The following is a 22,041-nucleotide window of genomic DNA, read 5'->3' as shown; positions in this document are numbered from 1 at the left end:
CATAATAAGCGTTTGAACATTGCCGCAAGTCTTGCAATGCAAGCGGGGGTCTCGGGGTCCTGACCCTAAGAAGGTCGATGCGCACCATGGATGCCGGCAACAGCAATGCGCCCATCTTGCCGGTTCCGCCGGAACCCTTTGCGTTGATCATCGGACCATCGATGCGCGGCGCTTCGGATGTGTCGCTGGAAACCTCGCTCCGCCATATGGGGCTGCGGCCCGAGCGTGCGGACAGCGACCGCGCCGACATGATGGAGCGGATCGCGCCGCCGTTGTTCCGTCTGCGTTTCGGACGCGAATCGATGCTGGCCGGGCGGGCGTCGGATGCGGCGCTGGCGCTGGTCGACCCGGCGGATCCGGCGACAAGCCTGCTCGCGGCGAGCCTGCCGCAGGGCTGGCGCGAAAGCGGGCAGTGCTGGATGTTCGTGCCCGATGAAGACGGGCACGGCGCGCACGAGCAGACGATGCAGATGCGCGAGTTTTTCAAGATGATGGTGCTGTTGATCGACCTGTTCGACGCCAGCCATTTTTTCTGGTCGCCCGCGCGGCTGTGGTCCGATGCGCCGCAGTTTCGGGCGTCGGTCGCCGAAATGCTGATCAGCGGGATGCCGCCCATATTGCATCTCGTCGCTTTTCGGCGGCACGAGGCCGAAGGCGTCGATTTTGTCGGCACGCGCGGGCTGGCCCTGTTCGCTCAGCAGGAACTTGAAGGGCGGATTCCAAAGGGATGGACTGTGGCGGAGATGGTCCGGCGGCTTGCGCGGCTGTCGCTCGACATGATGCTCAACGGCCCTGTTCGGGAGAGCCGCCGGATGCGCGGTCTCGATCCCGGCGAGTGGGTGCATCTGTCGCCGCCGCCCGATACGGGTATGCCAAGCCCCGTGCGGGTCGAATTTGGCGGCGATCTTTGAGGCAGCGATTGGGATGGCAAGGAGCGCCGTCGCCGCGCGCGGGCTTCCAGCGCCATCACCTCATTCCGATCGCGCTGCTGCGGCGTCCGCAGATGGCGGCGATGTTCGACCAGTTGCAGTCCGAAGGTTTCGCGCTCCAGCATTTCGCCCTTAACGGCCTCATCCTGCCGGCATGCGAGCCCGCGGCGCTCCAGCTCGGGCACGCGCTGCATCGTGGGCCGCATCATGGTTACAGCGATGTCGTTGCCGCCCGGGTCGAGCGGATCCGGGTGCATTTCGCATCGCAGATCACGATCGATTCCGGCACCGCACGGCGCACCGCATCGATGCGCTTGCGGCTGTTGCAGGATGTGATGCGGCGGGCGCTCACCGATCGGCACCGGGCCGGCTTCTGGCTGAACCGGCGCGACCCGATGCGGCTGTTCGCCGACCGCCCCTATCTCGACGAAGCGATCGACCGGCTGTTCGGCGGATAGGACAAGGGCGGCCTGTACGGCCGCCCTTGCGCCGGGCCCGGAATGTCAGGCCGCGGCGCGATGGCGCGTTGCCCTGACGGCGATGGCGCCGAACAGCGCCGCCGCGACGAGGAGGGCGCCTTGCGCGGCGAGGAACGGCGGTTCGGTTCCGGTCGGCGCGAGCGCGTTCAGTGCGGGAAGTTTCAGGAACGACTGTACCACCAGCACGAACAGGTTGAGGTAGAGGGCGAGGGTGGCGGTCACCGCATAGACCGTGGCGGCGCGGCCGGCGAGCTTGCGGCCATAATAGGCGTGGAAGGCGAGAGCGAGGATCAGCGTCGAGAGGATACCCACGCCAAGCGCCGGGGTGAAGGCGACGATCGGGAACAGGAACCCCGACAGGCTGGTCAGCAAGGTCGCCCACAGGAAGATGCCGGTTGTACGCGACAGCGGGCGTCCGCGGGCAAAGGCGGGAAGAGCGACAAGGCCCGCGCCGATGCCGACGAGGCTGATCGCGACGTGGAGCGCGGTGAACTGCGGGATGGTAAGGCCGAGGATCATTGTCTTTACTCCCTGTTCGGGGGCGGCGGCCGCGCCGCCGCGCCCCTGTCCGGTTCAATTGTTGATGAAGTCGAGGAGGTCGGCGTTGAACCGGTCCTGTTCGGTTACGGTGAGGCCGTGGCTACCGCCTTCATAGACCTTCAGCACCGCCTGCTTGACGATCTTGACCGTCGAGAGCGCCGATGCGCCGATCGGGACGATCTGGTCGTCGCCGCCGTGGAGCACCAGCGTCGGGACATCGAACTTCTTCAGATCTTCGTTGAAGTCGCTTTCCGAAAAGGCGCGGATGCTGTCCAGCAGGCCCTTGAGACCGCCGTTCATGCCCTGCCGCACGAATTCGTCGCGGACCGCTTCCGACACCTCGGCGCCCTCGCGGTTATAGCCATAGAAGGGGAGCGTCAGGTCCTTGAAGAACTGCGGCCGGTTGTCGAAGGTGCCCTTGCGGATACCGTCGAAGACGTCGATCGGCAGGCCGTCCGGATTGGCTTCGGTCTTCAGCATCAGCGGCGGGACGGCGCCGATCAGGGCAACCTTTGCGATCCGGCGCGTGCCGTGGCGGCCGATATAGCGGGTGACTTCGCCGCCGCCCGTCGAGTGGCCGACGAGGATGACGTCTTTCAGGTCGAGCCGTTCGATCAATTCGCCGAGATCGTCGGCATATTGGTCCATATTGTTATTTTCCCAGACCTGGTCCGACCGGCCATGGCTGCGGCGGTCGTGGGCGATGGTGCGGAAGCCCTGGTTGGCAAAGAAGACCATCTGCGCGTCCCAGGCGTCGGCGCTGAGCGGCCAGCCGTGCGAGAAGACGATCGGCTGGCCATCCTTCGGACCCCAGTCCTTGTAGAAGATGCGCGTGCCGTCGTTGGTGGTGATCGTGGTCATGTTGTGGTTCCTTTCGTTTCGAGGGGGCGGGATGTCCGTCCGGTGAAACAGGAGATAGGCCGGCGGGACCTTGCGCGGGATTGGCGGATACGACATTATGCGGGCTGATTCCGACAAAGGTGCTTCACGCTATGCGGCAACTTCGCCAACATCCGGCTCCGCTCGTCGAAGTCGGCCTGATGCTCTACCCCGACTGCCAGACCGGCATGGTCCACGGCATCACCGACCTGTTCGACATCGCCGGCCGTTTTGCGGTCGACCACGGCCGGGCGCCGGTTCGCGTCAGCCATTGGCGATTGCGGGACGGCGGGGGCTTTGCGCGCTGTTACGACAGCCATCCCGGCGAACCGGCGGGCAATTCGCCCGCGGTGCTGATCGCGCCGGGAAGCCTCCACAAGCTGCTGGAGGCCGAGGAGGTCGCACCCTATGCGCGCTGGCTGCTCGACCGGCATGCACAGGGGGCGGTGCTGGCGTCGAATTGCGGCGGCGCCTTTGCGCTCGCCGCGACCGGGCTGCTCGCGGGGCGGCCCGCGACAACGCATTGGTATTTCGCCGAGGAGTTCAAGGCGCGCTTTCCCGATGTGCGGCTGGAAGCCGACCGGATGGTGATCGACGACGGAGACATCGTCACCGCGGGCGGGCTGATGGCGTGGACCGACCTAGGCCTGCGTATCGTCGAGCGATTGCTCGGGCCATCGGTGATGATGGAGACCGCGCGCTTCCTCCTGATCGACCCCGCAGGACGCGAGCAGAGGAATTACGCGAGCTTTGCGCCCAAGCTGACACATGGCGATGAGGCGATTCTGAAGGTGCAGCACTGGCTGCAGTCGAAGGAGGGCCGGGTGAACGGCGTCGGCGACATGGCGCGCGAGGCCGGGTTGGAAGAGCGGACCTTCCAGCGCCGGTTCAAGGCGGCTACCGCGATGACCCCGGTCGAATATGTCCAGCACATCCGCGTCGGCAAGGCGCGCGAACTGCTGGAATTCACCAGGCGTACCGTCGACCAGATCGCGTGGAGCGTCGGCTATGAGGATGCGGCGGCGTTCCGCAAGCTGTTCCACCGCATTACCGGGCTGTCGCCGAACGAATATCGCCAGCGTTTTGCGGTGCCGCAGCCGCTGGCCGAAGTTGCCTGAGAAAATATTTTCACCTGCGTGTCGATTTTGCGGCGGCTCGTTCGTCGTCCTGATACGAGGCCGATCATGGCCGGACAAAGAGGAGTTGAACGATGCGTGTGATGGTTTTCGTCAAGGCGACCGAGGACAGCGAAAAGGGCCTGCTGCCCACCGAGGACATGACCGAGATGTTCGAGGCGATGGGCAAGTTCAACGAGGAACTGGTGAACGCCGGCGTGATGGTCGACGGCGACGGGCTCAAGCCTTCGTCGGCGGGCAAGCGGATCGCCTTCGATGGCGCGAGCCGGACGGTGATCGACGGACCGTTTGCGGAAACGCGTGAACTGGTCGCCGGCTATTGGGTCTGGGAGGTCAAGGATATGGACGAGGCGGTCGCTTGGGCGAAGCGCTGCCCGAACCCGATGCCCGGGCCGAGCGAGCTCGAGATCCGTCCCTTCTACGAAATGGAGGATTTTGGCGACGCGATGACGCCCGAGCTCGCGGAACGCGAACAGGCGTTGCGCGACAAGCTCGGCAGTCAATAATCGATGCCCGCCGCCGTGCTTGCCTCCCCGGCGCTCTTCGCCGAGAAGGCGGGCATGGCAGCTGGCGAAACCCATCGTGCGATCGAGGCCGTGTTCCGGATCGAGCGGGCGCGGCTGATCGCCGCGCTTGCCCGGATGACGAGAGACGTCGACCGCGCCGAGGAACTGGCGCAGGAGGCTCTCCTCGCCGCGCTGACCGAATGGCCGAAATCGGGGGTTCCGGACAAGCCGGGCGCCTGGCTTGTCGCAACGGCCAAGCGACGCGCGATCGACGGCATCCGGCGTGGCGCGATGCAGGATCGGAAGCATGCCGAAATCGCCCGTGAACTAGACGGGGAACGCGACATGAGCGCAGAAGCGGTCGAGGCGGCGCTGGACGATCCGCTCGGCGACGAACTGCTCGGCCTGATCTTTGCCGCCTGCCATCCGGTGATTTCACCCGACGCACGCGCCGCGCTGACCTTGCGGCTTGTCGGCGGACTAACCGTCGAGGAGATTGCCCGCGCCTTCCTGTCGAACGAAGCGGCGATCGCGGCGCGGATCACCCGGGCCAAGAAAGCAATCGCCAAGGCGGGAGTCGGGTTCGAAGTGCCGCGCGGTGCCGAACTGACGGCGCGGCTGGGATCGGTGCTCGAGGTCATCTACCTGATCTTCAACGAGGGCTATGCGGCGACTGCGGGATCTTCGCTGGTTCGCCCGCCGCTCTGCGCCGAGGCGCAGCGGCTGGGGCGCATAGTTGCCGGATTGATGCCCGATGAGCCCGAAGTTTGGGGATTGCTCGCGCTGATGGAGATTCAGGCGTCGCGGCTGACGGCGCGTGCCGGGCCCGATGGCGCTTTCGTACCGCTGACCGAGCAAAACCGGGCGCGCTGGGACCAGTTGTTGATCCGCCGCGGGCTGAATGCACTCGCGCGGGCCGAAGCATTGGAAGGCGCCGAAGGGCCCTATGCCTTGCAGGCCGCGCTGGCGGCGTGTCATGCGCGGGCCCGGCGGGCGGAAGATACCGACTGGACGCGCATTGCTGCGCTCTATGACCGGCTGCGAGGGGTGATGCCCTCGCCGGTGGTCGAGCTCAATCGTGCGGTGGCGCATAGCATGGCGTTCGGTCCCGAAGTGGGCTTGCGTCTGGTAGATGAAATTGCCGACGCAGCGCTGCTCCGAAACTATGCGCCGCTGCCTGCTGCCCGTGGCGACTTCCTGCTCCGCGCCGGGCGATTCGAGGAAGCGAAGGCGCAGTTCGAGACCGCAGCCGAGCTTTCGGCGAACGAGCGCGAGCGTGCTTTCCTGCTTGCGCGGGCCACGGCCTGCTCGGCGGCCGACCGCTGATGCGGGCGACGTTCGAGACGATCGGTGCCGAAGCGCAGCCGCTCGTCATTCTCGACGATTTCGCAGCCGACCCCGATGCGTTGCGCGAACAGGCGCGGGTCGCCGCGTTTGCGCCCGCACTGAATCACTATCCGGGAATCCGCGCCGCGCTTCCGGGCGATTATCTGTCGGCGCAATTGCCTGCGATCGAGGCGGCGGTGCGACAGGCGTTCGGCCGCACTGGGTCGATCAGCGTGATCGACGCGAGCTTTTCAATCGTTTCGACGCCGGTCGAGGCGCTGACCATCGCGCAGCGGTTGCCGCATATCGATGCTTTCACCGCCGACCGGATCGCGCTGATCCACTATCTTTCCCCGGCGGCGAGCGACGGTACCGCTTTCTTCCGCCACCGGGCGACGCGGTTTGAAACCGTCGACGAACAGCGCCGCGATCTCTTCTTTCGTCATCTCGAGACCGAGTTGCGGCATGCAGGGCCGCCGCCGGCCGCCTACATCGTCGGCGACACGCCGCTATTCGAATGCGTTCGCAGTGTCGAAGCTCGCTACAACCGTGCGCTCCTCTATCGCAGCACGAACCTCCATAGCGGCGCTATCGCAGCCGACGCGACCTTGTCGGGGGATCCACGCAGTGGACGCCTCACCATCACGGCTTTCTTCTCGATCGGCGGATAGGGCACATTGCGGCGCCCGATTGCCACGCTCCATCGACACCAAATGCGGGCTGTTCCACAACGGGACAACGGTCTGTCGCACTCCGGTGTATAGTAAACGGCAAAGCGCTTATGGGCGCCGGCGATTCCTCCTTCAACCATTTATGGATATGATTTACATGGCTTTATCCTCCCGTTCTCTGCTTCCCGCCGCGCTTGTCGCGGCGGCGCTTGCCGTTCCCGCCTTGGGGCAGAGCAGCCAGATCAGCGGCATCGATGCGCTCCGCGAATGGAACCTCGTCGTCCTTGGCGACCTCAACAGCTCGTCCGAGGTCGAGGGGCGCACTTTCGTCGGCGGCAACCTGTCGGGCAATTCGTCGAACTATGGCATCCGCGCGACGACGTCGGCGAACGGTCAGCCGGGGCTGACCGTCGTCGGCAACGTCACCGGCAGTCACAAGAACCTCAACAACGGATCGGGCGCCATCGTCGGCGGCAATGTGTCGAGCGGTTTCAACCTCAACGGCCCGAACCAGACGGTGAAGGTCGGCGGAACGATCAGCAACACCAACGTCAACCAGAATACGGTGCTGTCGAATATCAACGCCAGCAATCCGGCGTTCGGCGTCAATCTGCAACAGGACAAGACGCGGCTGTCGGGGAGCCTGAACAGCCTGTCCTACGAGATGGGGACGCTGAAAACGAACAGCCAACTGACGATTCAGGGCAACCGTGGTACCTTTACCGCGCAGCCCGATGCGAAGGGCATGGCGGTGTTCAACATCAGCGCTGCCGACCTCGACAAGATCGGCGAGATCCAGTTCAATCTGAACGGCGCCGACACGGCGATCGTCAACGTCAGCGGCCGGACGATCAACCTCAATGACAATTTCCTCGGTGGCACCAACAACCTCGGCGAACATGTCATCTGGAACTTCCCCGAGGCCGAGAGCCTCAAACAGTCGACGGCATGGGGCGGGTCGGTGCTGGCGCCGCTCGCCGATGCCGAGATTCGCAATTACATTCAGGGATCGGCAGTGTTCGGTAACCTGACCCAGAATGGCGAAATGCATATCGGGACGTTCAAGGGCGGTTATGTCAGCCCGCCGAGCGGCGGCACTTCGTCGGGTGGCACGACGTCGAGCGGCGGTACGTCGTCGGGTGGCGGCACAAGTTCGGGTGGCGCCGTATCGGTACCTGAACCGGGCATGTTCGGTCTGTTCGCGCTCGGCGTCGGCGGGCTGCTCTACATGCGCCGTCGCCGTGCGAAACAGGGCGGTGAATAGGCGGCGGTCGAGCGCCGCCGCCTAACCGGGCCTATTCGGCCCCGGCGATTTCCCTTGCCGATACTTTGGCGCGCATCTCCTGCGCTGCCGCGACCATCGCGATCAGTGCCGGGCGTACTTCGTCCCATTTGCGCGTCTTGAGCCCGCAATCGGGATTGACCCAGATTTGCTGCGCCGGAACATGCTTGCCAGCGAGCGTAAGGAGATCGGCCATCTCGCTAACCGCCGGGATGCGCGGCGAGTGGATGTCGTAGACCCCCGGCCCCACCTCGTTCGGATAGGCATAGGTGGCGAAGGCGCCTAGTAATTCCATCTGCGATCTTGCGGTCTCGATCGAGATGACGTCGGCATCCATCGCCCCGATGGCGCGGATAATGTCGTTGAATTCCGAATAACACATGTGGGTGTGGATCTGTGTGTCGTCGCGGACGCCCGATGCGGCGATGCGGAAGCTTTCGACTGCCCAGTCGAGGTAATGCTGCCACTCGCCGCGGCGAAGCGGCAGGCCTTCACGGAGCGCCGCCTCGTCGATCTGGATGATCGCGGCGCCGGCCGCTTCGAGATCCTGCACCTCGTCGCGGATCGCCAGTGCGATCTGCCGACAGCTCGTTTCCCGCGGCTGGTCGTCGCGGACGAACGACCAGTTGAGGATGGTAACCGGACCGGTGAGCATACCCTTCATCGGCCGCTCGGTCTGCTCCTGCGCATAGCGCCACCATTCGACGGTCATCGGCGCGGGGCGCGAGACGTCGCCATAGAGGATCGGCGGGCGGACGCAGCGTGAGCCATAGCTTTGGACCCAGCCGGCACGGGTGAAGGCGAAACCGGCAAGCTGCTCGCCGAAATATTGCACCATGTCGTTACGCTCGAACTCACCGTGGACGAGGACGTCGAGGCCGATTTCCTCCTGCCACTGGATGGCGGCGCGCGTTTCGACGCGGAGATATTGGGCGTAGGCCGTGTCGTCGATCTCGCCCTTGAGATGCGCGGCGCGGGCTTTCCGCACCTCGGCGGTCTGCGGGAAGGAGCCGATGGTGGTCGTCGGATAGGCTGGCAGGGAAAGGCGCGCTTGCTGGACGTCACGGCGGGCGGCGAAAGGCGAGGCGCGCCGCGCGGCGCCTTCGTCGAGTGCGGCAAGGCGCGCCGCGACCGCGGGGTCGTGGATCTTCGGCGAGGTCTGGCGGGCGACCGCGGCGATCCGCGATGCCGAAAAGGCGGCGAAGCTGGCGTCTTCGCCTTCGTTCAGCGCCTTGGCGAGCGCCGCCAGCTCCTCGATCTTCTGCGCCGCGAAGCTCAGCCATTGGGCGATTTCGGGATCGAGCGCGGTTTCGAGTGCGAGATCGACCGGGACGTGAAGAAGCGAACAACTGGGCGCGAGGATGAGGTCGCGCTGGCCTGCGAGGTCCCTGAGGCGCCAGTAAAGGTCGGGAAGATTGGCGCGCCAGACGTTGCGGCCATCGATGACGCCGAGCGACAGCAGGACGTGCTCCGGCAGCTTCTTCAGCGCCGGTTCGAGCTGGCCGGGAGCCCGGACGAGGTCGAGATGAAGGCCGTGGACCGGTAGTGCGGCGGCAAGGTCGAGATTGTCGTCGAGACCGCCAAAGTAAGTGGTCAGCATCAGTTTCGGCCCGCTGGTCGCGAGGCGGGCATAGGCCCGTTCGAAGGCGGTGCGCTGCTCGTCGGTCAGGTCGAGGACAAGGCAAGGCTCGTCGATCTGCACCCATTCGGCACCGGCACCGGCCAGACGACCAAGGATTTCGGCGTAGGTGTCGAGAAGCTGGGGCAGCAGCGCCAGCGGTTCGACCGCCTTGCCCTTGGCGAGCATCAGATAGCTGACCGGACCGAGAAGGACGGGCCGCGTCGGGTAACCGAGCGCCTTCGCTTCCGCAAATTCGTCGAAAATCTTGGTCGAGGCGATGCGGAACGTCTGTCCGGCGGTGAGCTCGGGGACAAGGAAATGATAGTTGGTGTCGAACCATTTGGTCATTTCCATCGCCGTGGTGTCGGCGGCGGCATGGGCGCAGCCAGCGTGGCCGGCATCGGCCTGCGAACCGCGGGCCATGGCGAAATAGAGGTCGGGGTCGACCGTCTCGCCGTCCCAGTCGTAGCGGCGCGGCACGGCGCCGATCAGGGCGCTGGTGTCGAGGACATGGTCGTAGAGCGAGAAGTCGTTCGACGGCAGGATGTCGGCGCCGAGCGCCTTTTGCCGGGCCCAGGCCGAAGCGCGGAGGCCGGCGGCGGCGGTGCGGAGGTCGGCGAGCGACGATTTGCCGGCCCAATAGCTTTCGAGGGCATGCTTGAGCTCGCGGCGGGGGCCGATGCGGGGAAAGCCGAGGGTGGCGACGCGGACAGTCATTGTTCAAACACCTTGCAAGGGGCAAGGCGCCGGTCAGACGGGCAGGCACGGACAAGCGCACCCCAAAGCAAGGCGGGGCCGGCACAGGCGTGCATGCGGCCTGACCGGACACCCCGCCGGAGGACGTATCTGACGAGGCAGGTCTCCTGGCTCACGGATCGACGCGGCGGTCTGGCCTTCCCGGTCCCTTGCCGGACCAGTGACACGTAGCGACCGCCGCTCACCGCTTACAGTTGCGGGGGCAGCGCCGGTTTTGCACCGGCTTCCCGTCTTAGCTCCTTGCCCGCAAAGCGGACGCGGAGAACCTCGACAGGCTGAAGCATAGCCTGTCGCTCTTCGCTGTCAAGTCACATATAAAGATTTCTTTATATCGTGTTTCTGCTCCTACAATGCCACCGCCAGCGTCGCCCCCGTCGCCGCGACGATGGCAAGCAGGATCGCCGCTTTCGCGCCACATTCGGCGAGGAATCCGGCGGGCCGCGCGGCAAAGGGCGGGGCGTCTTCGAGCGCCGGCCAGAGGGCGTCGGCGCCGGCGTCGGGGTGTGCGGGCACCGCGGCGGCGGGGGCATGCGGGCGCGGCGGACGTCCGGCGGGCGAGGCGATGCCGGGGCCGCTGATCCCGCTGGCGAGGACGAGCTTTTCGAACGCCACCGCCATCTTCTCGCGCCCCAGATATTCCTCGATCGCGGCGCGCGCCGGGTCGGGCGCAGCGGGGACGGGCAGCGCGGCGACGGTGCGCTCGATCTCGCCGTCGAGGGCGTGGAGGCGGTCGATCGCCTCGATGATCCGTTGCCGGTCGCCGCTTTCCATCGCCAGTTCGAGGCGGGTGAGCGACAACATGCCGGCGCGGCAATATTGCAGGCCCCAGAACATCCCGGCCGCGTCCGGATTCGCCGGATCGACCGGCACGGCGGGGCGGGCGCCCGCGGCGGGGGGCGTATATGCGTTCACGATGCTTACTCCATCAGCCAACCCCTGCCACCGCGCCTAACGCCAAAGCGGCGGCGGGCGATACGGCGATCCGGTCAGGCGTGGGCGCGCTGCGGCGGACGGGTTCAGCCGCGCGCAATATCCTTCCCCATGCGGATCATCGGCACCGCGACGCCGTCGGCGCCCGGGGTGTCGACATGCTCGATCGGGGTATAGCCGCAGGCGCGGTACAGCGGCTCGCCCGACAGCGTCGCCATCATCTCGGCGCGGCGAAAGCCCGCGGCGCGCGCGGCGTCCTCGCACAGCGTCATGATCATCCGTCCGACCCCGCGGCGGGTGAAGTCGGGGTGGGTGTACATGGCGCGGATGCGCGCCGCGTCGACCGCGGGGTCGAGCGGCGCCGGATCGCGCAAATCCTTGCTGTGGTCGCCGCCATAGAGCGTCGCGCGATGCGACCAGCCGCCGCAGCCCGCGATCTTCACCCCGCCCGCGCCCGCTTCCTCGATGACGAAATAGGTGCCGTCGGCGATCAACTGCGTATCGAGCCCCATCACCGCGCGGCTGGCGGCGATCTGCGCGGGGTCCAGAAAGCCCTGCTGCAACTCGGCGATGGCGCGCGCCATCACTGCGCGCAGCGCGTCGAGGTCGGCGGGGGTGGCGAGGCGGTGAGTCAGCATGGCGCCGGTATAAGCCCGACAGTGGCGGCGTCCAGCGCCCGCAAGGCCCAGAAATGCTGGGGGTTGGGAAAAGCGGCGATTATCGGCCGCCGCTCGTTCGCCCGGCGATGCGGCGTCGCCAGAGCCAGATTCCGCGCCCGACCAGCATCGCAATCGCGACGGCGAACAGAAGGGCGATCGCCGCCATCTGCCAGTCGCCCCAGGGTCGGGGCAGGGCGGACGCGGGTATCTTGATGAAAAAGGCAAGGGGTATGATGACGCCGAAGATGAGTGCGGTCTGCGACCACGGAAGAGCAAAGCCGCGCGCCAGCTTTTCGGCGCGCGAGAGCGCGCGCACCGGCGGGTTGCGGTCGAGCCCCGCCCAGATGCCGGCGACGAAGCGGGCGCGCTTCAGCCGCTGGACGACCGCGACGAAAAACCAGCCGACAAGTGCGGGGATTGCCAGCAGGCTGAACAGCGGGTTCAGGGTGGCGGCGAGTATGGCAAAGAGCGGAACGCCGAGGACCGCCGCCCACACCGTATGGGAAAAGCGGCGGCCGTGGCGACCCGCCATCAGCTCGAATTCGACGAGCAGCGCCGTCGCCTCGTCCTCGCTGACCAGCCGTCCCTCGCCGCCCGGCACGCGCGAATAGACGAGCCCCGCCGGGTCGCGGCGAAAGCGCGACAGAAGGGAGGCTCTTTCCTGTTCGATTGTTTGGCTGCGCGCGGTCATGTTCCGACATTAGACGCGGGGTTTTAACAACTTGCCAAGGCCGGTGAGCCATTCGCCTGCCTCCGTTTTCCTCCCTGTGCCGCAGGCATGGGGAGGGGGACCGCGAAGCGGTGGAGGGGCGGCGTTTTACGCGCCGTTGGCGGCTGAAAGGATCGCCCGCACGCTCGCCGTCGCAACGTCGGTGTCGAGGCCGCAGCCGAACAGGCTTTTCCCGTCCGCCGTGCGGCACTCCACATACGCCGCGGCCTGCACATTGCTGCCCTGGCCGATCGCGTGCTCGCTGTAATCGACGATGTCCATCACCGGGCCGCCGCTTTCGCTCAAGGCCGCGATGACGCTCGACATCAGGCCGTTGCCGCGGCCGCTGACGCTGCGCGGGGTGCCGTCGATGGTGAGCTTGCCGGCGAAGATGCGGTCGGCGCCCGAGTGCGTTTCGGACCAGTCGACGAGCTGGAAGCGCTTGGCTTCGGTGGTGAGGTAGGCGCCCTCGAAGGCTTGCCAGATGTCCTCGGCGCCGAGTTCGCGGCTCGTCTGGTCGGCAAGCGCCTGGACGGTGTGGCTGAAGCTTGCCTGCATCTTCTTGGGCAGTTTCAGGCCCTTGTCCTGTTCGAGCACCCATGCGACGCCGCCCTTGCCCGACTGGCTGTTGACGCGGATCACCGCTTCGTAGCTGCGGCCGAGGTCGGCGGGGTCGATGGGCAGATAGGGGACCTCCCAGCGTTCGTCATTCTGGCGCTCGCGCGCGGCGAAGCCTTTCTTGATCGCGTCCTGATGGCTGCCCGAGAAGGCGGTGTAGACGAGCTCGCCGCCATAGGGGTGGCGCGGGTGGACGGGGAGCTGGTTGCAATATTCGACCGTCTGGATGACCTCGTCGATGTTCGAGAAGTCGAGTTCGGGGTCGACGCCCTGCGTGTACATGTTGAGCGCGATGGTGACGAGGCAGGTGTTGCCGGTGCGCTCGCCATTGCCGAACAGGCAGCCCTCGACGCGGTCCGCGCCCGCGAGCAGGCCGAGCTCGGCCGCCGCGACGCCGGTGCCGCGGTCGTTGTGGGTGTGCAGGGAGATGATCGCGCGGTCGCGGTTCGGGAGGTTCTTGCAGAAATATTCGATCTGGTCGGCGTAGATGTTCGCCGTCGATGCCTCGACCGTCGCGGGGAGGTTGAGGATGATCGGCTTGTCGACCGTCGGCTGGAGGATCTCCATCACCGCTTCGCAGCAGGCGATGCTGAAATCGAGCTCGGCGGTCGAGAAGGTTTCGGGGCTATATTCGAAGCGCCAGTCGGTGCCGGGCAGGCGCGCGGCATTGTCGCGAAGCTGCTTCGCGCCCTCGATCGCGATCTGCTTGATCGCGGGCATGTCCATGCCGAAGACGATCTTGCGCCAGGCGGGGCTGACCGCGTTATAGACGTGGACGATCGCGGTTTTGGCGCCTTCGAGGCTGTCGAAGCTGGTGCGGATGAGGTCGGCGCGCGACTGGGTCAGCACCTGCGGGGTGACGTCGCCCGGGATGCGGCCGTTCTTCACGAGGCCCGAGATGAAGTCGAATTCGGTCGCACCGGCGCTGGGGAAGCCGACCTCGATCTCCTTGAACCCGCAGCGGACGAGCAGGTCGAAGAAGCGCGCCTTTTTCTCGGCATCCATCGGGTCGATCAGCGACTGGTTGCCGTCGCGCATGTCGGTGGAGAGCCAGATCGGCGCGCTGGTGGTGACGCGGCCGGGCCATTCGCGGTTCGCCAAGGGAACCTGCGGGAAGGCGTTATACTTGACCGAGGGGTCGCGGAGCATGGGCATGGGTGTGGTCTTCTTCTGCTGTCGGTTGCGGTGCTTGTCGATCGGACCCTTGAGCGGGTGGCCGCGACTAGCGCGCAGCCAGTGTCACGCCCAAGGGCGTGTAAGTCGCAGAAGAAGAAGGGCGTCGGAGCGCATGGCGACGCTATTGGTTCAAAATGTCGCGCTTGGCAAGGGGGAAGACCAAAAATGTCGCCGGACCGCGAATGGGGGAAGACGCGGCCCGGCGAAGTCAGGGGTTATGCGGCGGGTTATGCGGTTGGGTCAGGCGGCCTCGTCCTGGGCGACGTCGTCCTCTTCGTCCCACGGTTCGTAAACTTCTTCCTCGAACATATTGTCGACGGCGTGGACGCGGACGCCGATGCACCAGTCGGCGAGCGGGCCTTCCCATGCGGCCTCGACCTCGGTCAGCGCGTCGGCGGCGGCATCCGACGGGCGGTCGCCGACAAGGTCGAAGTCCTGAAAACCGTCCTCGGGCGGGGTGATATAGACATGCGGGTCGAGCCGGACGGCGGTCCAGCCCGCGGTCGGGGCGAGCCCCTCGACCTCGACGGTCAGCACGGGATTTTCCTCGTCGCCGCTGATCGCGGCGTTCACTTCGACAATTTCGCGTACCAGTTCGCTCATCGCCTTCACTCCTGTCGGCTGGGGTCGCCCGACAGGTAGCGGAGTCGTGTGACAGATTGGGGTGCGGCTAGCCGGCCGCCTTGACCCAGCCGACCGCGGGATCGTCGAAATCGATGACGTCGCCGAGTTCCCAGACATTGGGATAGCCATAGCCGACGAGGTTGATGAAGGTCTGGATATTGAGCGCGAGGGCGCGCGACTTCATCGGCACCGGGGCGCGGTTGTTGGCGAAATTATTGTTGCAATAGATGAGGATAGGCCGGTCGGGGTTGGCGCCGATCACCGCGGCGAGGCTGTCGGCGGTGAAATCGGTGAGCGGCAGGTTGACCGCGCCTGCGATATGCCCGGCGGCGAAGGCGTCTTTCGAGCGCGCGTCGAGGAGGAGGACGCCGGGCTTCGCGGCCTCGGCCTTGAAACGGTCGAAGGCGAGCAGGCGCGCCGCGCGTTCGGGGGCGACGCTGGCGGTGAGCTGCTGGAAAGCGGGGTAATCTATCTGGGGATTGGCGATCTGCGGATTGGCTTGCGCCAGCGCGGGGGTGGCGGCGAGCGCGAGAGCGAGAAGCAGGGTGCGGCGCATGATGGTTCCTCCCGATGATGGCGGGGAGGTTAGGCGGGGTGCGATGGCTGGGGGATGAATGCCCCTCCCCGCCGCGGCGCGACGGGGAGGGCAGGCGCTTACTGCTTTTCGAACGCCGCGTGGATTTCGAGTTCGACTTCGTCGCTGACCATCGGGATGCCGTAGGCGATGCCGAAGTCGCTGCGCCTGATCGTCGTTTCGGCCTGGAAACCGACGGTTTCCTTCTTGGTCATGCCCGTGCCGGCGCCGTGGAAATCGACGTCGAGCGTTACGGGCTTGGTCACGCCGTTGAGGGTGAGGTTGCCAGTGACCTTTGCCTCGTCGCCGTCGTCGTCGAGGACGACGCTGGTCGAGACGAATTTGGCGTCGGCGGGCGCGGCGCCGAAGAAGTCGGGCTTGCCGCCGTCCTTGCCGGCGCGCAGCAGATGCGCGGTGAGGCCGGCGTTGGCAGTGGTGACCTTGGCGACCGGGATCGTCACATCGACCTTCGCCGCGGCGGGATTGGCGGGATCGAGGACGAGCGTGCCGGTGACGTCGCCGAAGATGCCGCTATATTTGCTGAAGCCCAGATGATCGACTTCCCAGACGACCATCGTGTGCGCGGAATCGGCCGCGTACGTGCCCGCCGCGACGCGTGTCTTGTCGGGCTGGCCGGGAACCTGCGGCGCATTCTGCGCGATGACGGGAACCGCGATGGCGGCGGCGAAAGCGACGAGGGGGAGGACAAGGCGCATGACGAACTCCTGACTGGGGGAGGCGTCAGGCTAGGCCCGCGAACGGCGCGGCGTCAATCCTTGCCCTGCTGCTGCGCGTAGAGGCGCCGTTCCTCGAACCACTGGCGGATCGCGGCGGCGGTGCAGCCGGTGAAGCCGTAGCTGCCGACCGCCGAGCAACTGTTCGGGCGCGTCGTGCGGGCGATGCTGTCGTAACCCTCGACCGCCGAGGCCCAGCTACCGCCCATCGGCGCGTCGTCTTCCTTCAATTCCTCGCGCAGCGGTTTGGGGACGCGGTAGCGTTCGGTTTCGGGCTCCTGCGCGCAGACGACGATCTCTTCGCCCGACGATTCGGGGCACTGGTCGGCGCCATAGGTGATGAGGAAGGAGAATTTGTCGGGCGGCTCCGCCGATTGCGCAAGGCTGGGGTCGGCGTGCGCCGGGGCGGCGAACGCCGCAGCCGCGAGTAGCGGGAAGAGGAGGCGGGCAGGCATTTTCATCGTCGTTCGTCATTCCCTCGCACCATTCCCCGAGGACCACGCTAGCCCGGCCAGATGAACCTAAGCCGAACCTTCGCATGCGAAGAGGGGTGCGGTGCGGTTTTGTATAGATGGGGATTTATTGCGCGAAACCAAGGGTGTGGTGAAGGGCGGGGGTCGGATGGGGGTTGAGAGTGCTGGACCTTTGCGTCTCCGTCATCCCGGGCTTGACCCGGGACCCGCCTTCCTTGGATTCAGCGGTAAGGGATCAAATCCCAAATCCTCGGCAAGATCGCGCCAAGTCGGATTCACCGCGTTGATCAAATCGTATTTCCACGGCCGCAGCCATCGTTTGATCCGCTTTTCGCGCAAGATCGCCGAGTCCATCATTTCGTGGCGTTCGAACCAGACGAGCCGTTTGATCGCATAGTCCTTGGTGTAGCCCTTAAACATCCCCTCGCGGTGCTGATGAATACGCTGGACGAGGTTGGAGGTAACGCCTGTGTAGAGCGTGCCGTGCGAGGAACGCGCCAGAATATAAACGCAGGGATAACGCTCCATCGTCGCATGAAAAGATAAGGCGGGCCCCGGGTCAAGCCCGGGGTGACGATGGGATCGTAATCCGCTGAAACCCGCCCCTCACAATGCGTCGAGCGACGCCCTGATCGTGTCCCACACCTGCGCAAGCTCGTCGGGGGCGATGCAATAGGGCGGCATCACATAGACGCTGTTGCCGAGCGGACGGAGGAGGACGCCGTGGTCGCGGGCAAAGGCGATCAGGCGCGGCGCGAAGGTCGAGAGATAGCCGTTGTCGGGTACCACGATGTCGACCGCGGCGATGGTGCCGAGGCGGCGGGGGCTGCGCGCGCGCGGATCGGCGGCGAGCAGTGCGAGATGCGCCGCCTGCGCGTCGGCGAGCGCGTCGATGCGCGCCTGCACCGGTTCGTCGCGCCAGATTTCGAGATTGGCGTTCGCGGCGGCGCAGGCGATCGGGTTCGCGGTGTAGCTGGACGAATGATAGAAGGTCCGGGCGCGGTCGGTCGAATAATGGGCGTCGAAAACCGGATCGGTGCAGAGAGTGACGGCAAGCGGGATCGCGCCGCCGGTCAGCCCCTTCGACAGGCAGACGATATCGGGGATGACCCCCGCTTGGTCGCAGGCGAAGCGGGTGCCGGTGCGCCCCCAGCCGGTCATCACCTCGTCGGCGATGAACAGGACATTGTGGCGCGCGCAGATGGCGCGCATTTCGGCGAGCACCCATGCGGGGTAGATCAGCATGCCGCCGGCGCCGAGGATGAGCGGTTCGACGATGAAGGCGGCCGGTTTCTGTGAACAAGCGGCTTCGAGCGCGTCGAGCGTGGCCTGTTCCTGCCCCTCGTGCGGGAAAGGGATGGTGCCGACGTCGAACAGCAGCGGCTGCCAGGCGCGGTTGTAGACGCCGCGTTCGCCGACCGACATCGTGCCGATGGTGTCGCCGTGATAGCTGTGTTCGAGGACGAGGATGCGGTGGCGCGGCTCGCCGATATTATACCAGTAGCCGAGCGCCATCTTGAGCGCGACCTCGACACTGGTCGAGCCCGAGTCCGAGAAGAAGGCGCGGGTGAGCGGGGCGGGGGTGATGCGGATCAGTTCGGCGGCGAGCGTTTCGGCGGGTTCGTGCGTCCAGCCGGCGAAGATGAGCTGGTCGAGCTTTTCGGTCTGGGCGCGGATCGCCGCCATGATGCGCGGATGGGCGTGGCCGTGGGTGGTGACCCACCAGCTCGATATCGCGTCGATCCAGCGATTGCCGTCGGCGTCGTAAAGGCACGCGCCCGCGGCGCGGTCGATGAGCGGGGTCGGGTCGCCGAGACCGTGCTGAGTGAAGGGGTGCCAGACGGGGGATTGGTTCATCGTCATCGCTTAGGCCTTACCCAATTTCGTCATCCCGGCGAAGGGTGATCAGAGTCACGTGCCTCTGATCACCCTTCGCCGGGATGACGAGTGTCTATTGAAAACAGGTCAAATCGAAATTGGCGGTAAAAGCGGCGGCGAGATTGTCCGGCGTCAGCGGATCGACGATCGGCAGGCGGCCTAGCCGCCGCACGCCGCCGATGTCGGCAATGATCGCCTCGCTGTCCTCCACCGCTTCGCCGAGGAAGGCGACGCCGTGGATCGGTACGCCGCGCGCTTTCAGCGCCTCGATTGTCATCAGGCTGTGGTTGATCGTACCGAGGCTGGTGCGCGCGCAGACGATTACGGGGATTTGCCAGCGCGCGAACAGGTCGGCGTAAAGGATCGAGCGGGTGACCGGGACGAGCGCGCCGCCGGCGCCTTCGACGAGGAGGTCGCCGCCGGGCGGGGTCAGCCGGTCGGGGTCGATGGTGACGCCGTCGATTTCGGCGGCAAGGTGCGGCGAGGCGGGGGTGACGAGGCGATACGCCTCGGGATGGACGGGCACGCGCGCGAGGCGGGCGACGGCTTCGCTGTCGGTCTCTTCCTCGAGGCCCGACTGGATCGGTTTCCAGTATGGCAGTCCCAGCGCCCCGGCGAGCGCCGCCGAAAAGACCGTCTTGCCGATGCCGGTGTCGGTGCCGGTGACGACGAAGCGGCGGGTCATGCCGCGGCCATCGCCGCGGCGAGACTGTCGGTCATCGCGTCGATCTCTGCCTCGCCGACATTGAGGGTGATCGCGATGCGGAGCCGCGCGGTACCCTGCGGCACGGTGGGCGGGCGGATGCCGCGGACGTCGAAGCCCGCCTGCTGGAGCGCACCGGCGATGCGCATCGTGCGCGCATTGTCGCCGATGACGACGGGCAGCACCTGGCTGCCGCTGGGCGGCAGGCCGAGCGTGGCGAGGCGCGTTTCGGCGTGGCGGACGAGCGACAGCAGGCGCGCCTGCCGTTCGGGCTCGGTCGCGACGATTTCGAGCGCCTGCCGGACGAGCCACGCCATCAGCGGCGATGGCGCGGTCGAGAAGATGAAGGGGCGGCCGCGGTTGACGATGAAGTCGCGGACGATGTTAGGGGCGCAGAGCAGCGCGCCTTCGACGCCGAGCGCCTTGCCGCAGGTGTGGAGGGTGACGAGATTGTCGCGGCGTTCGAGGGCGTGCGCGAGCCCCTGTCCGGCGGGGCCGTAGACGCCGGTCGCATGCGCTTCGTCGACGACGAGGACGGCATCGTGGCGGTCGGCAACGGCGGCGAGCTCGGTCAGCGGGGCGCGGTCGCCGTCCATCGAATAGAGGCTTTCGACCGCGATCCACGGCGTCCCGGTGCCGCCCGCGGCGCGCCATGCGGCGATCGCATCGTCGAACGCCTGCGGATCGTTGTGCGCGGCGGCGACGCGCGCGGCGCGGCCGAGCTTCATCCCGTCGTGGGCGCTGGCGTGGATCAGCTCGTCATGGACGATCAGGTCGCCGCGCTGCGGCAGCGTCGCGAAAAAGGCGGCGTTGGCGGCGAAGCCGGTCGGGAAGAACAGCGCCGCTTCGTGGCCGTAATGGCGCGCGGCGTGCACCTCGAGCGCTTCATGTTCGCTGTGGTTGCCGCGCAGCAGGCGCGAGCCGCCCGATCCGGCGGGCAGGCCCTGCGCGATCCCGGCGGCGAGCGCGTCGCGGAGGACGGCCGAGCCCGCGAGGCCGAGATAGTCGTTCGAGGCGAAATCGACCCCGGCACGCGGTGCGAGGATGCGGCGGCGATTGTCGGCGGCGAGCCCGGCGAGGTCGGCGCGGTGCGCGGCGAAGGGCGGGGTGGTCATGCAGCTTTCTCTCTCGTCATCCGCGGCGCCCGGCCTGCCGCTCTGCGGCGGTCAGGCGGCGCGGCGGCGCAATCGGCGCGAGCGTGGCGGCGTCGAACAGGGCGCAGCGCCGGCGATCGCCGGAAATCATGTCGCGGACCATGCGCGGGAAGAAGCGGCGCATCAACCGGCCCATGCTCATCTTCGGCAGCGCGCTCGTGTCGCCGATGCCGTCCTGCGTGAAGAGGTGCCCGAGCGGCGGGCCGAGCAGCGCGGCGCGCGCGCTCGGGTCGCAGGCTGCGACCTGCGTCGTGATATAGGGAATGCGGCCGTTGGCGTAGCTGTTGAACAGCGGCATGCCGCAGCAGGACGCATACCAGCGCAGCGTCGGCTTGTCGGTCATATGGACGCAGGCGAGGCGGTCGCGGCCGGTGTCGATCCGCATCCGCGCGCACTGCGACTGGTACAGCGACGTGCCGCCATGGTCGTCGAGCACCCGTCCGGCGTGGCCGAGATAATGCGTCAGATCCTGACAGTCGGTGCAATGGCATATGATGTGATCGCCCTGATCGGGACCGGCGCCGAGCAGCGTTCCGGAAACCGTCCCGCAGGCGCAGGCAAAGGAAAGGTCGGCGGCCATGGCCCCTCCCTAATCCCTTACCCGCGATTGCGAAAGCGACCCGAACGCGTCAGTTGACGTTCTTGTCGACCAGCTTGTTCTTGGCGATCCACGGCATCATCGCGCGCAGTTCGGCGCCGGTCTTTTCGATCGGGTGCGCGGCGGCGGCCTTGCGGCTCGCCTTCAGCTCGGGCTGGCCGGCCTGATTGTCGAGCACGAAGTCCTTGACGAAGCGGCCCGAGGTGATGTCGGCGAGGACGCGCTTCATCTCGGCCTTGGTCTCGTCGGTGATGATGCGCGGGCCGGTCTTGATGTCGCCATATTCGGCGGTGTTCGAGATCGAATAGCGCATGTTGGCGATGCCGCCTTCATAGAGCAGGTCGACGATCAGCTTGGTTTCGTGGAGGCATTCGAAATAGGCCATTTCGGGGGCATAGCCCGCCTCGACCAGCGTTTCGAAACCCGCCTGAATGAGGTGGGTGACGCCGCCGCAGAGCACGGCCTGTTCGCCGAACAGGTCGGTTTCGCACTCTTCCTTGAAGGTCGTCTCGATGATGCCGCTGCGGCCGCCGCCGACCGCCGAAGCGTAGGACAGGGCAAGCGCCTTGGCGTGGCCGTTGCCGCTGTTGCCGCTGGCTTCCTGTGCGACCGCGATCAGGCAGGGGACGCCGCCGCCCTTCTGATATTCGCTGCGCACGGTGTGGCCGGGGCCCTTCGGCGCGACCATGAAGACGTCGATGTCGGGGCGCGCCTCGATCAGGCCGAAGTGGATGTTGAGGCCGTGCGCGAAGGCAAGCGCGGCGCCGGGCTTCATGTTCGGGCCGAGATCGTCGGCATAGATTTTCGCCTGATGTTCGTCGGGAGCCGCGACCATGATGACGTCGGCCCATTCGGCCGCTTCCTTGTTCGACAGCACCTTGAAGCCGGCGCCTTCGGCCTTTTTCGCTGTCGCCGAACCGGGACGGAGCGCGATCGCGACGTCCTTGACGCCGCTGTCGCGGAGGTTCTGGGCGTGGGCGTGGCCCTGGCTGCCATAGCCGAGGATGGCGACCTTCTTGCCCATGATCAGATCCTGGTCGGCGTCGCGATCGTAATAAACCTGCATGTCATTCTTCCCTATTTCTC

23 protein-coding genes, 1 pseudogene and 1 riboswitch are annotated in these 22,041 nt (G+C 66.5%); of the genes and pseudogenes, 7 read left to right on the top strand and 17 right to left on the bottom strand.

Annotated features, from left to right (window positions below; translation table 11 throughout):
- Positions 1-77 precede the first annotated feature (77 nt).
- Positions 78-911 carry a hypothetical protein gene (locus tag LH19_RS29025; protein WP_062912882.1) on the top strand — a complete coding sequence of 278 codons (834 nt, stop codon included), beginning with the start codon at positions 78-80 and terminating at the stop codon, positions 909-911.
- Between the two features lie 8 nt (positions 912-919).
- A complete protein-coding gene (locus LH19_RS12430; RefSeq protein WP_054728338.1) occupies positions 920-1,387 on the top strand; it encodes an AHH domain-containing protein in 468 nt (155 codons plus the stop codon).
- A gap of 45 nt (positions 1,388-1,432) precedes the next feature.
- Here LH19_RS12430 and LH19_RS12425 read toward each other — a convergent pair whose 3' ends face one another.
- Together LH19_RS12425 and LH19_RS12420 are read right to left on the bottom strand one after the other, a co-directional pair.
- Positions 1,433-1,927: a hypothetical protein gene (locus LH19_RS12425; protein ID WP_054728336.1), complete on the bottom strand. Its 495-nt coding sequence runs from the start codon at positions 1,925-1,927 to the stop codon at positions 1,433-1,435.
- A 54-nt stretch (positions 1,928-1,981) separates the two neighbouring features.
- Entirely contained in the window at positions 1,982-2,809 is an 828-nt protein-coding gene (locus LH19_RS12420; RefSeq protein ID WP_054728334.1) for an alpha/beta fold hydrolase, read from the bottom strand.
- Between the two features lie 131 nt (positions 2,810-2,940).
- Between LH19_RS12420 and LH19_RS12415 the strand changes: the two genes are divergently transcribed.
- The 5 genes and pseudogenes from LH19_RS12415 (at position 2,941) to LH19_RS12395 (ending at position 7,730) form a co-directional block, all read left to right on the top strand.
- Positions 2,941-3,945, top strand: coding sequence for a GlxA family transcriptional regulator (locus tag LH19_RS12415; RefSeq protein ID WP_054728332.1), 1,005 nt, complete (start codon positions 2,941-2,943; stop codon positions 3,943-3,945).
- 92 nt (positions 3,946-4,037) lie between these two features.
- Positions 4,038-4,388 (top strand): annotated as a pseudogene (locus LH19_RS12410) (YciI family protein); the annotation flags it as partial.
- Between the two features lie 135 nt (positions 4,389-4,523).
- Positions 4,524-5,795, top strand: a complete 1,272-nt coding sequence (locus tag LH19_RS12405; RefSeq protein WP_054733472.1) for an RNA polymerase sigma factor — start codon at positions 4,524-4,526, stop codon at positions 5,793-5,795.
- Complete coding sequence (locus LH19_RS12400; RefSeq protein ID WP_054728330.1) at positions 5,795-6,466, top strand: DUF6445 family protein; 672 nt, start codon at positions 5,795-5,797, stop codon at positions 6,464-6,466. Before LH19_RS12405 ends, LH19_RS12400 begins: the two co-directional genes overlap by 1 nt.
- A gap of 157 nt (positions 6,467-6,623) precedes the next feature.
- A complete protein-coding gene (locus LH19_RS12395; RefSeq protein WP_054733469.1) occupies positions 6,624-7,730 on the top strand; it encodes a choice-of-anchor A family protein in 1,107 nt (368 codons plus the stop codon).
- 31 nt (positions 7,731-7,761) lie between these two features.
- Here the strand turns inward: LH19_RS12395 and metE are convergent, their stop codons facing one another.
- The 15 genes from metE to ilvC all read right to left on the bottom strand — a co-directional run bounded on the left by metE (position 7,762) and on the right by ilvC (position 22,021).
- Entirely contained in the window at positions 7,762-10,086 is a 2,325-nt protein-coding gene (gene metE / locus LH19_RS12390; RefSeq protein WP_054728328.1) for a 5-methyltetrahydropteroyltriglutamate--homocysteine S-methyltransferase, read from the bottom strand.
- A gap of 119 nt (positions 10,087-10,205) precedes the next feature.
- Positions 10,206-10,410: riboswitch (cobalamin riboswitch) on the bottom strand.
- Between the two features lie 60 nt (positions 10,411-10,470).
- Positions 10,471-11,037 (bottom strand): hypothetical protein, encoded by a 567-nt coding sequence (locus LH19_RS12385; protein WP_054728326.1) that lies wholly within the window; start codon positions 11,035-11,037, stop codon positions 10,471-10,473.
- 104 nt (positions 11,038-11,141) lie between these two features.
- The gene (locus LH19_RS12380) at positions 11,142-11,693 is read right to left on the bottom strand and encodes a GNAT family N-acetyltransferase (RefSeq protein ID WP_054728324.1); all 552 of its coding nucleotides are present in this window, start codon (positions 11,691-11,693) and stop codon (positions 11,142-11,144) included.
- A gap of 79 nt (positions 11,694-11,772) precedes the next feature.
- Entirely contained in the window at positions 11,773-12,405 is a 633-nt protein-coding gene (locus LH19_RS12375; RefSeq protein WP_054728322.1) for a hypothetical protein, read from the bottom strand.
- Positions 12,406-12,531: 126 nt separating this feature from the next.
- Positions 12,532-14,196: a 2-isopropylmalate synthase gene (leuA, locus tag LH19_RS12370; protein WP_082395635.1), complete on the bottom strand. Its 1,665-nt coding sequence runs from the start codon at positions 14,194-14,196 to the stop codon at positions 12,532-12,534.
- 261 nt (positions 14,197-14,457) lie between these two features.
- Complete coding sequence (locus LH19_RS12365; RefSeq protein WP_054728319.1) at positions 14,458-14,820, bottom strand: hypothetical protein; 363 nt, start codon at positions 14,818-14,820, stop codon at positions 14,458-14,460.
- A gap of 67 nt (positions 14,821-14,887) precedes the next feature.
- Positions 14,888-15,397, bottom strand: a complete 510-nt coding sequence (locus tag LH19_RS12360) for a rhodanese-like domain-containing protein (RefSeq protein ID WP_054728317.1) — start codon at positions 15,395-15,397, stop codon at positions 14,888-14,890.
- Positions 15,398-15,495: 98 nt separating this feature from the next.
- Positions 15,496-16,131 (bottom strand): YceI family protein, encoded by a 636-nt coding sequence (locus tag LH19_RS12355; RefSeq protein WP_054728315.1) that lies wholly within the window; start codon positions 16,129-16,131, stop codon positions 15,496-15,498.
- 53 nt (positions 16,132-16,184) lie between these two features.
- Positions 16,185-16,610, bottom strand: coding sequence for a hypothetical protein (locus LH19_RS12350; protein ID WP_054728313.1), 426 nt, complete (start codon positions 16,608-16,610; stop codon positions 16,185-16,187).
- A 195-nt stretch (positions 16,611-16,805) separates the two neighbouring features.
- Positions 16,806-17,150, bottom strand: coding sequence for a GIY-YIG nuclease family protein (locus LH19_RS12345; RefSeq protein ID WP_054728312.1), 345 nt, complete (start codon positions 17,148-17,150; stop codon positions 16,806-16,808).
- Between the two features lie 78 nt (positions 17,151-17,228).
- Positions 17,229-18,479 (bottom strand): adenosylmethionine--8-amino-7-oxononanoate transaminase, encoded by a 1,251-nt coding sequence (locus LH19_RS12340; RefSeq protein ID WP_054733466.1) that lies wholly within the window; start codon positions 18,477-18,479, stop codon positions 17,229-17,231.
- A gap of 94 nt (positions 18,480-18,573) precedes the next feature.
- Positions 18,574-19,185, bottom strand: a complete 612-nt coding sequence (gene bioD, locus LH19_RS12335; RefSeq protein ID WP_054728310.1) for a dethiobiotin synthase — start codon at positions 19,183-19,185, stop codon at positions 18,574-18,576.
- Positions 19,182-20,318, bottom strand: coding sequence for an 8-amino-7-oxononanoate synthase (locus LH19_RS12330; protein WP_054728308.1), 1,137 nt, complete (start codon positions 20,316-20,318; stop codon positions 19,182-19,184). The genes bioD and LH19_RS12330 overlap by 4 nt, the downstream gene beginning before the upstream one ends.
- 16 nt (positions 20,319-20,334) lie before the next feature.
- Positions 20,335-20,937, bottom strand: coding sequence for a DUF6151 family protein (locus tag LH19_RS12325; RefSeq protein WP_054728306.1), 603 nt, complete (start codon positions 20,935-20,937; stop codon positions 20,335-20,337).
- A gap of 49 nt (positions 20,938-20,986) precedes the next feature.
- On the bottom strand, positions 20,987-22,021 hold the full coding sequence (gene ilvC, locus LH19_RS12320; protein ID WP_054728304.1) for a ketol-acid reductoisomerase: 1,035 nt from the start codon (positions 22,019-22,021) through the stop codon (positions 20,987-20,989).
- Positions 22,022-22,041: the final 20 nt, after the last annotated feature.

Source organism: Sphingopyxis macrogoltabida (assembly GCF_001314325.1).
In the GTDB taxonomy this organism is placed as follows: Bacteria; Pseudomonadota; Alphaproteobacteria; order Sphingomonadales; family Sphingomonadaceae; genus Sphingopyxis; species Sphingopyxis macrogoltabida.
Note: the sequence above shows the minus strand (reverse complement) of the source record. Positions and strands in the feature narration are given on the sequence as shown.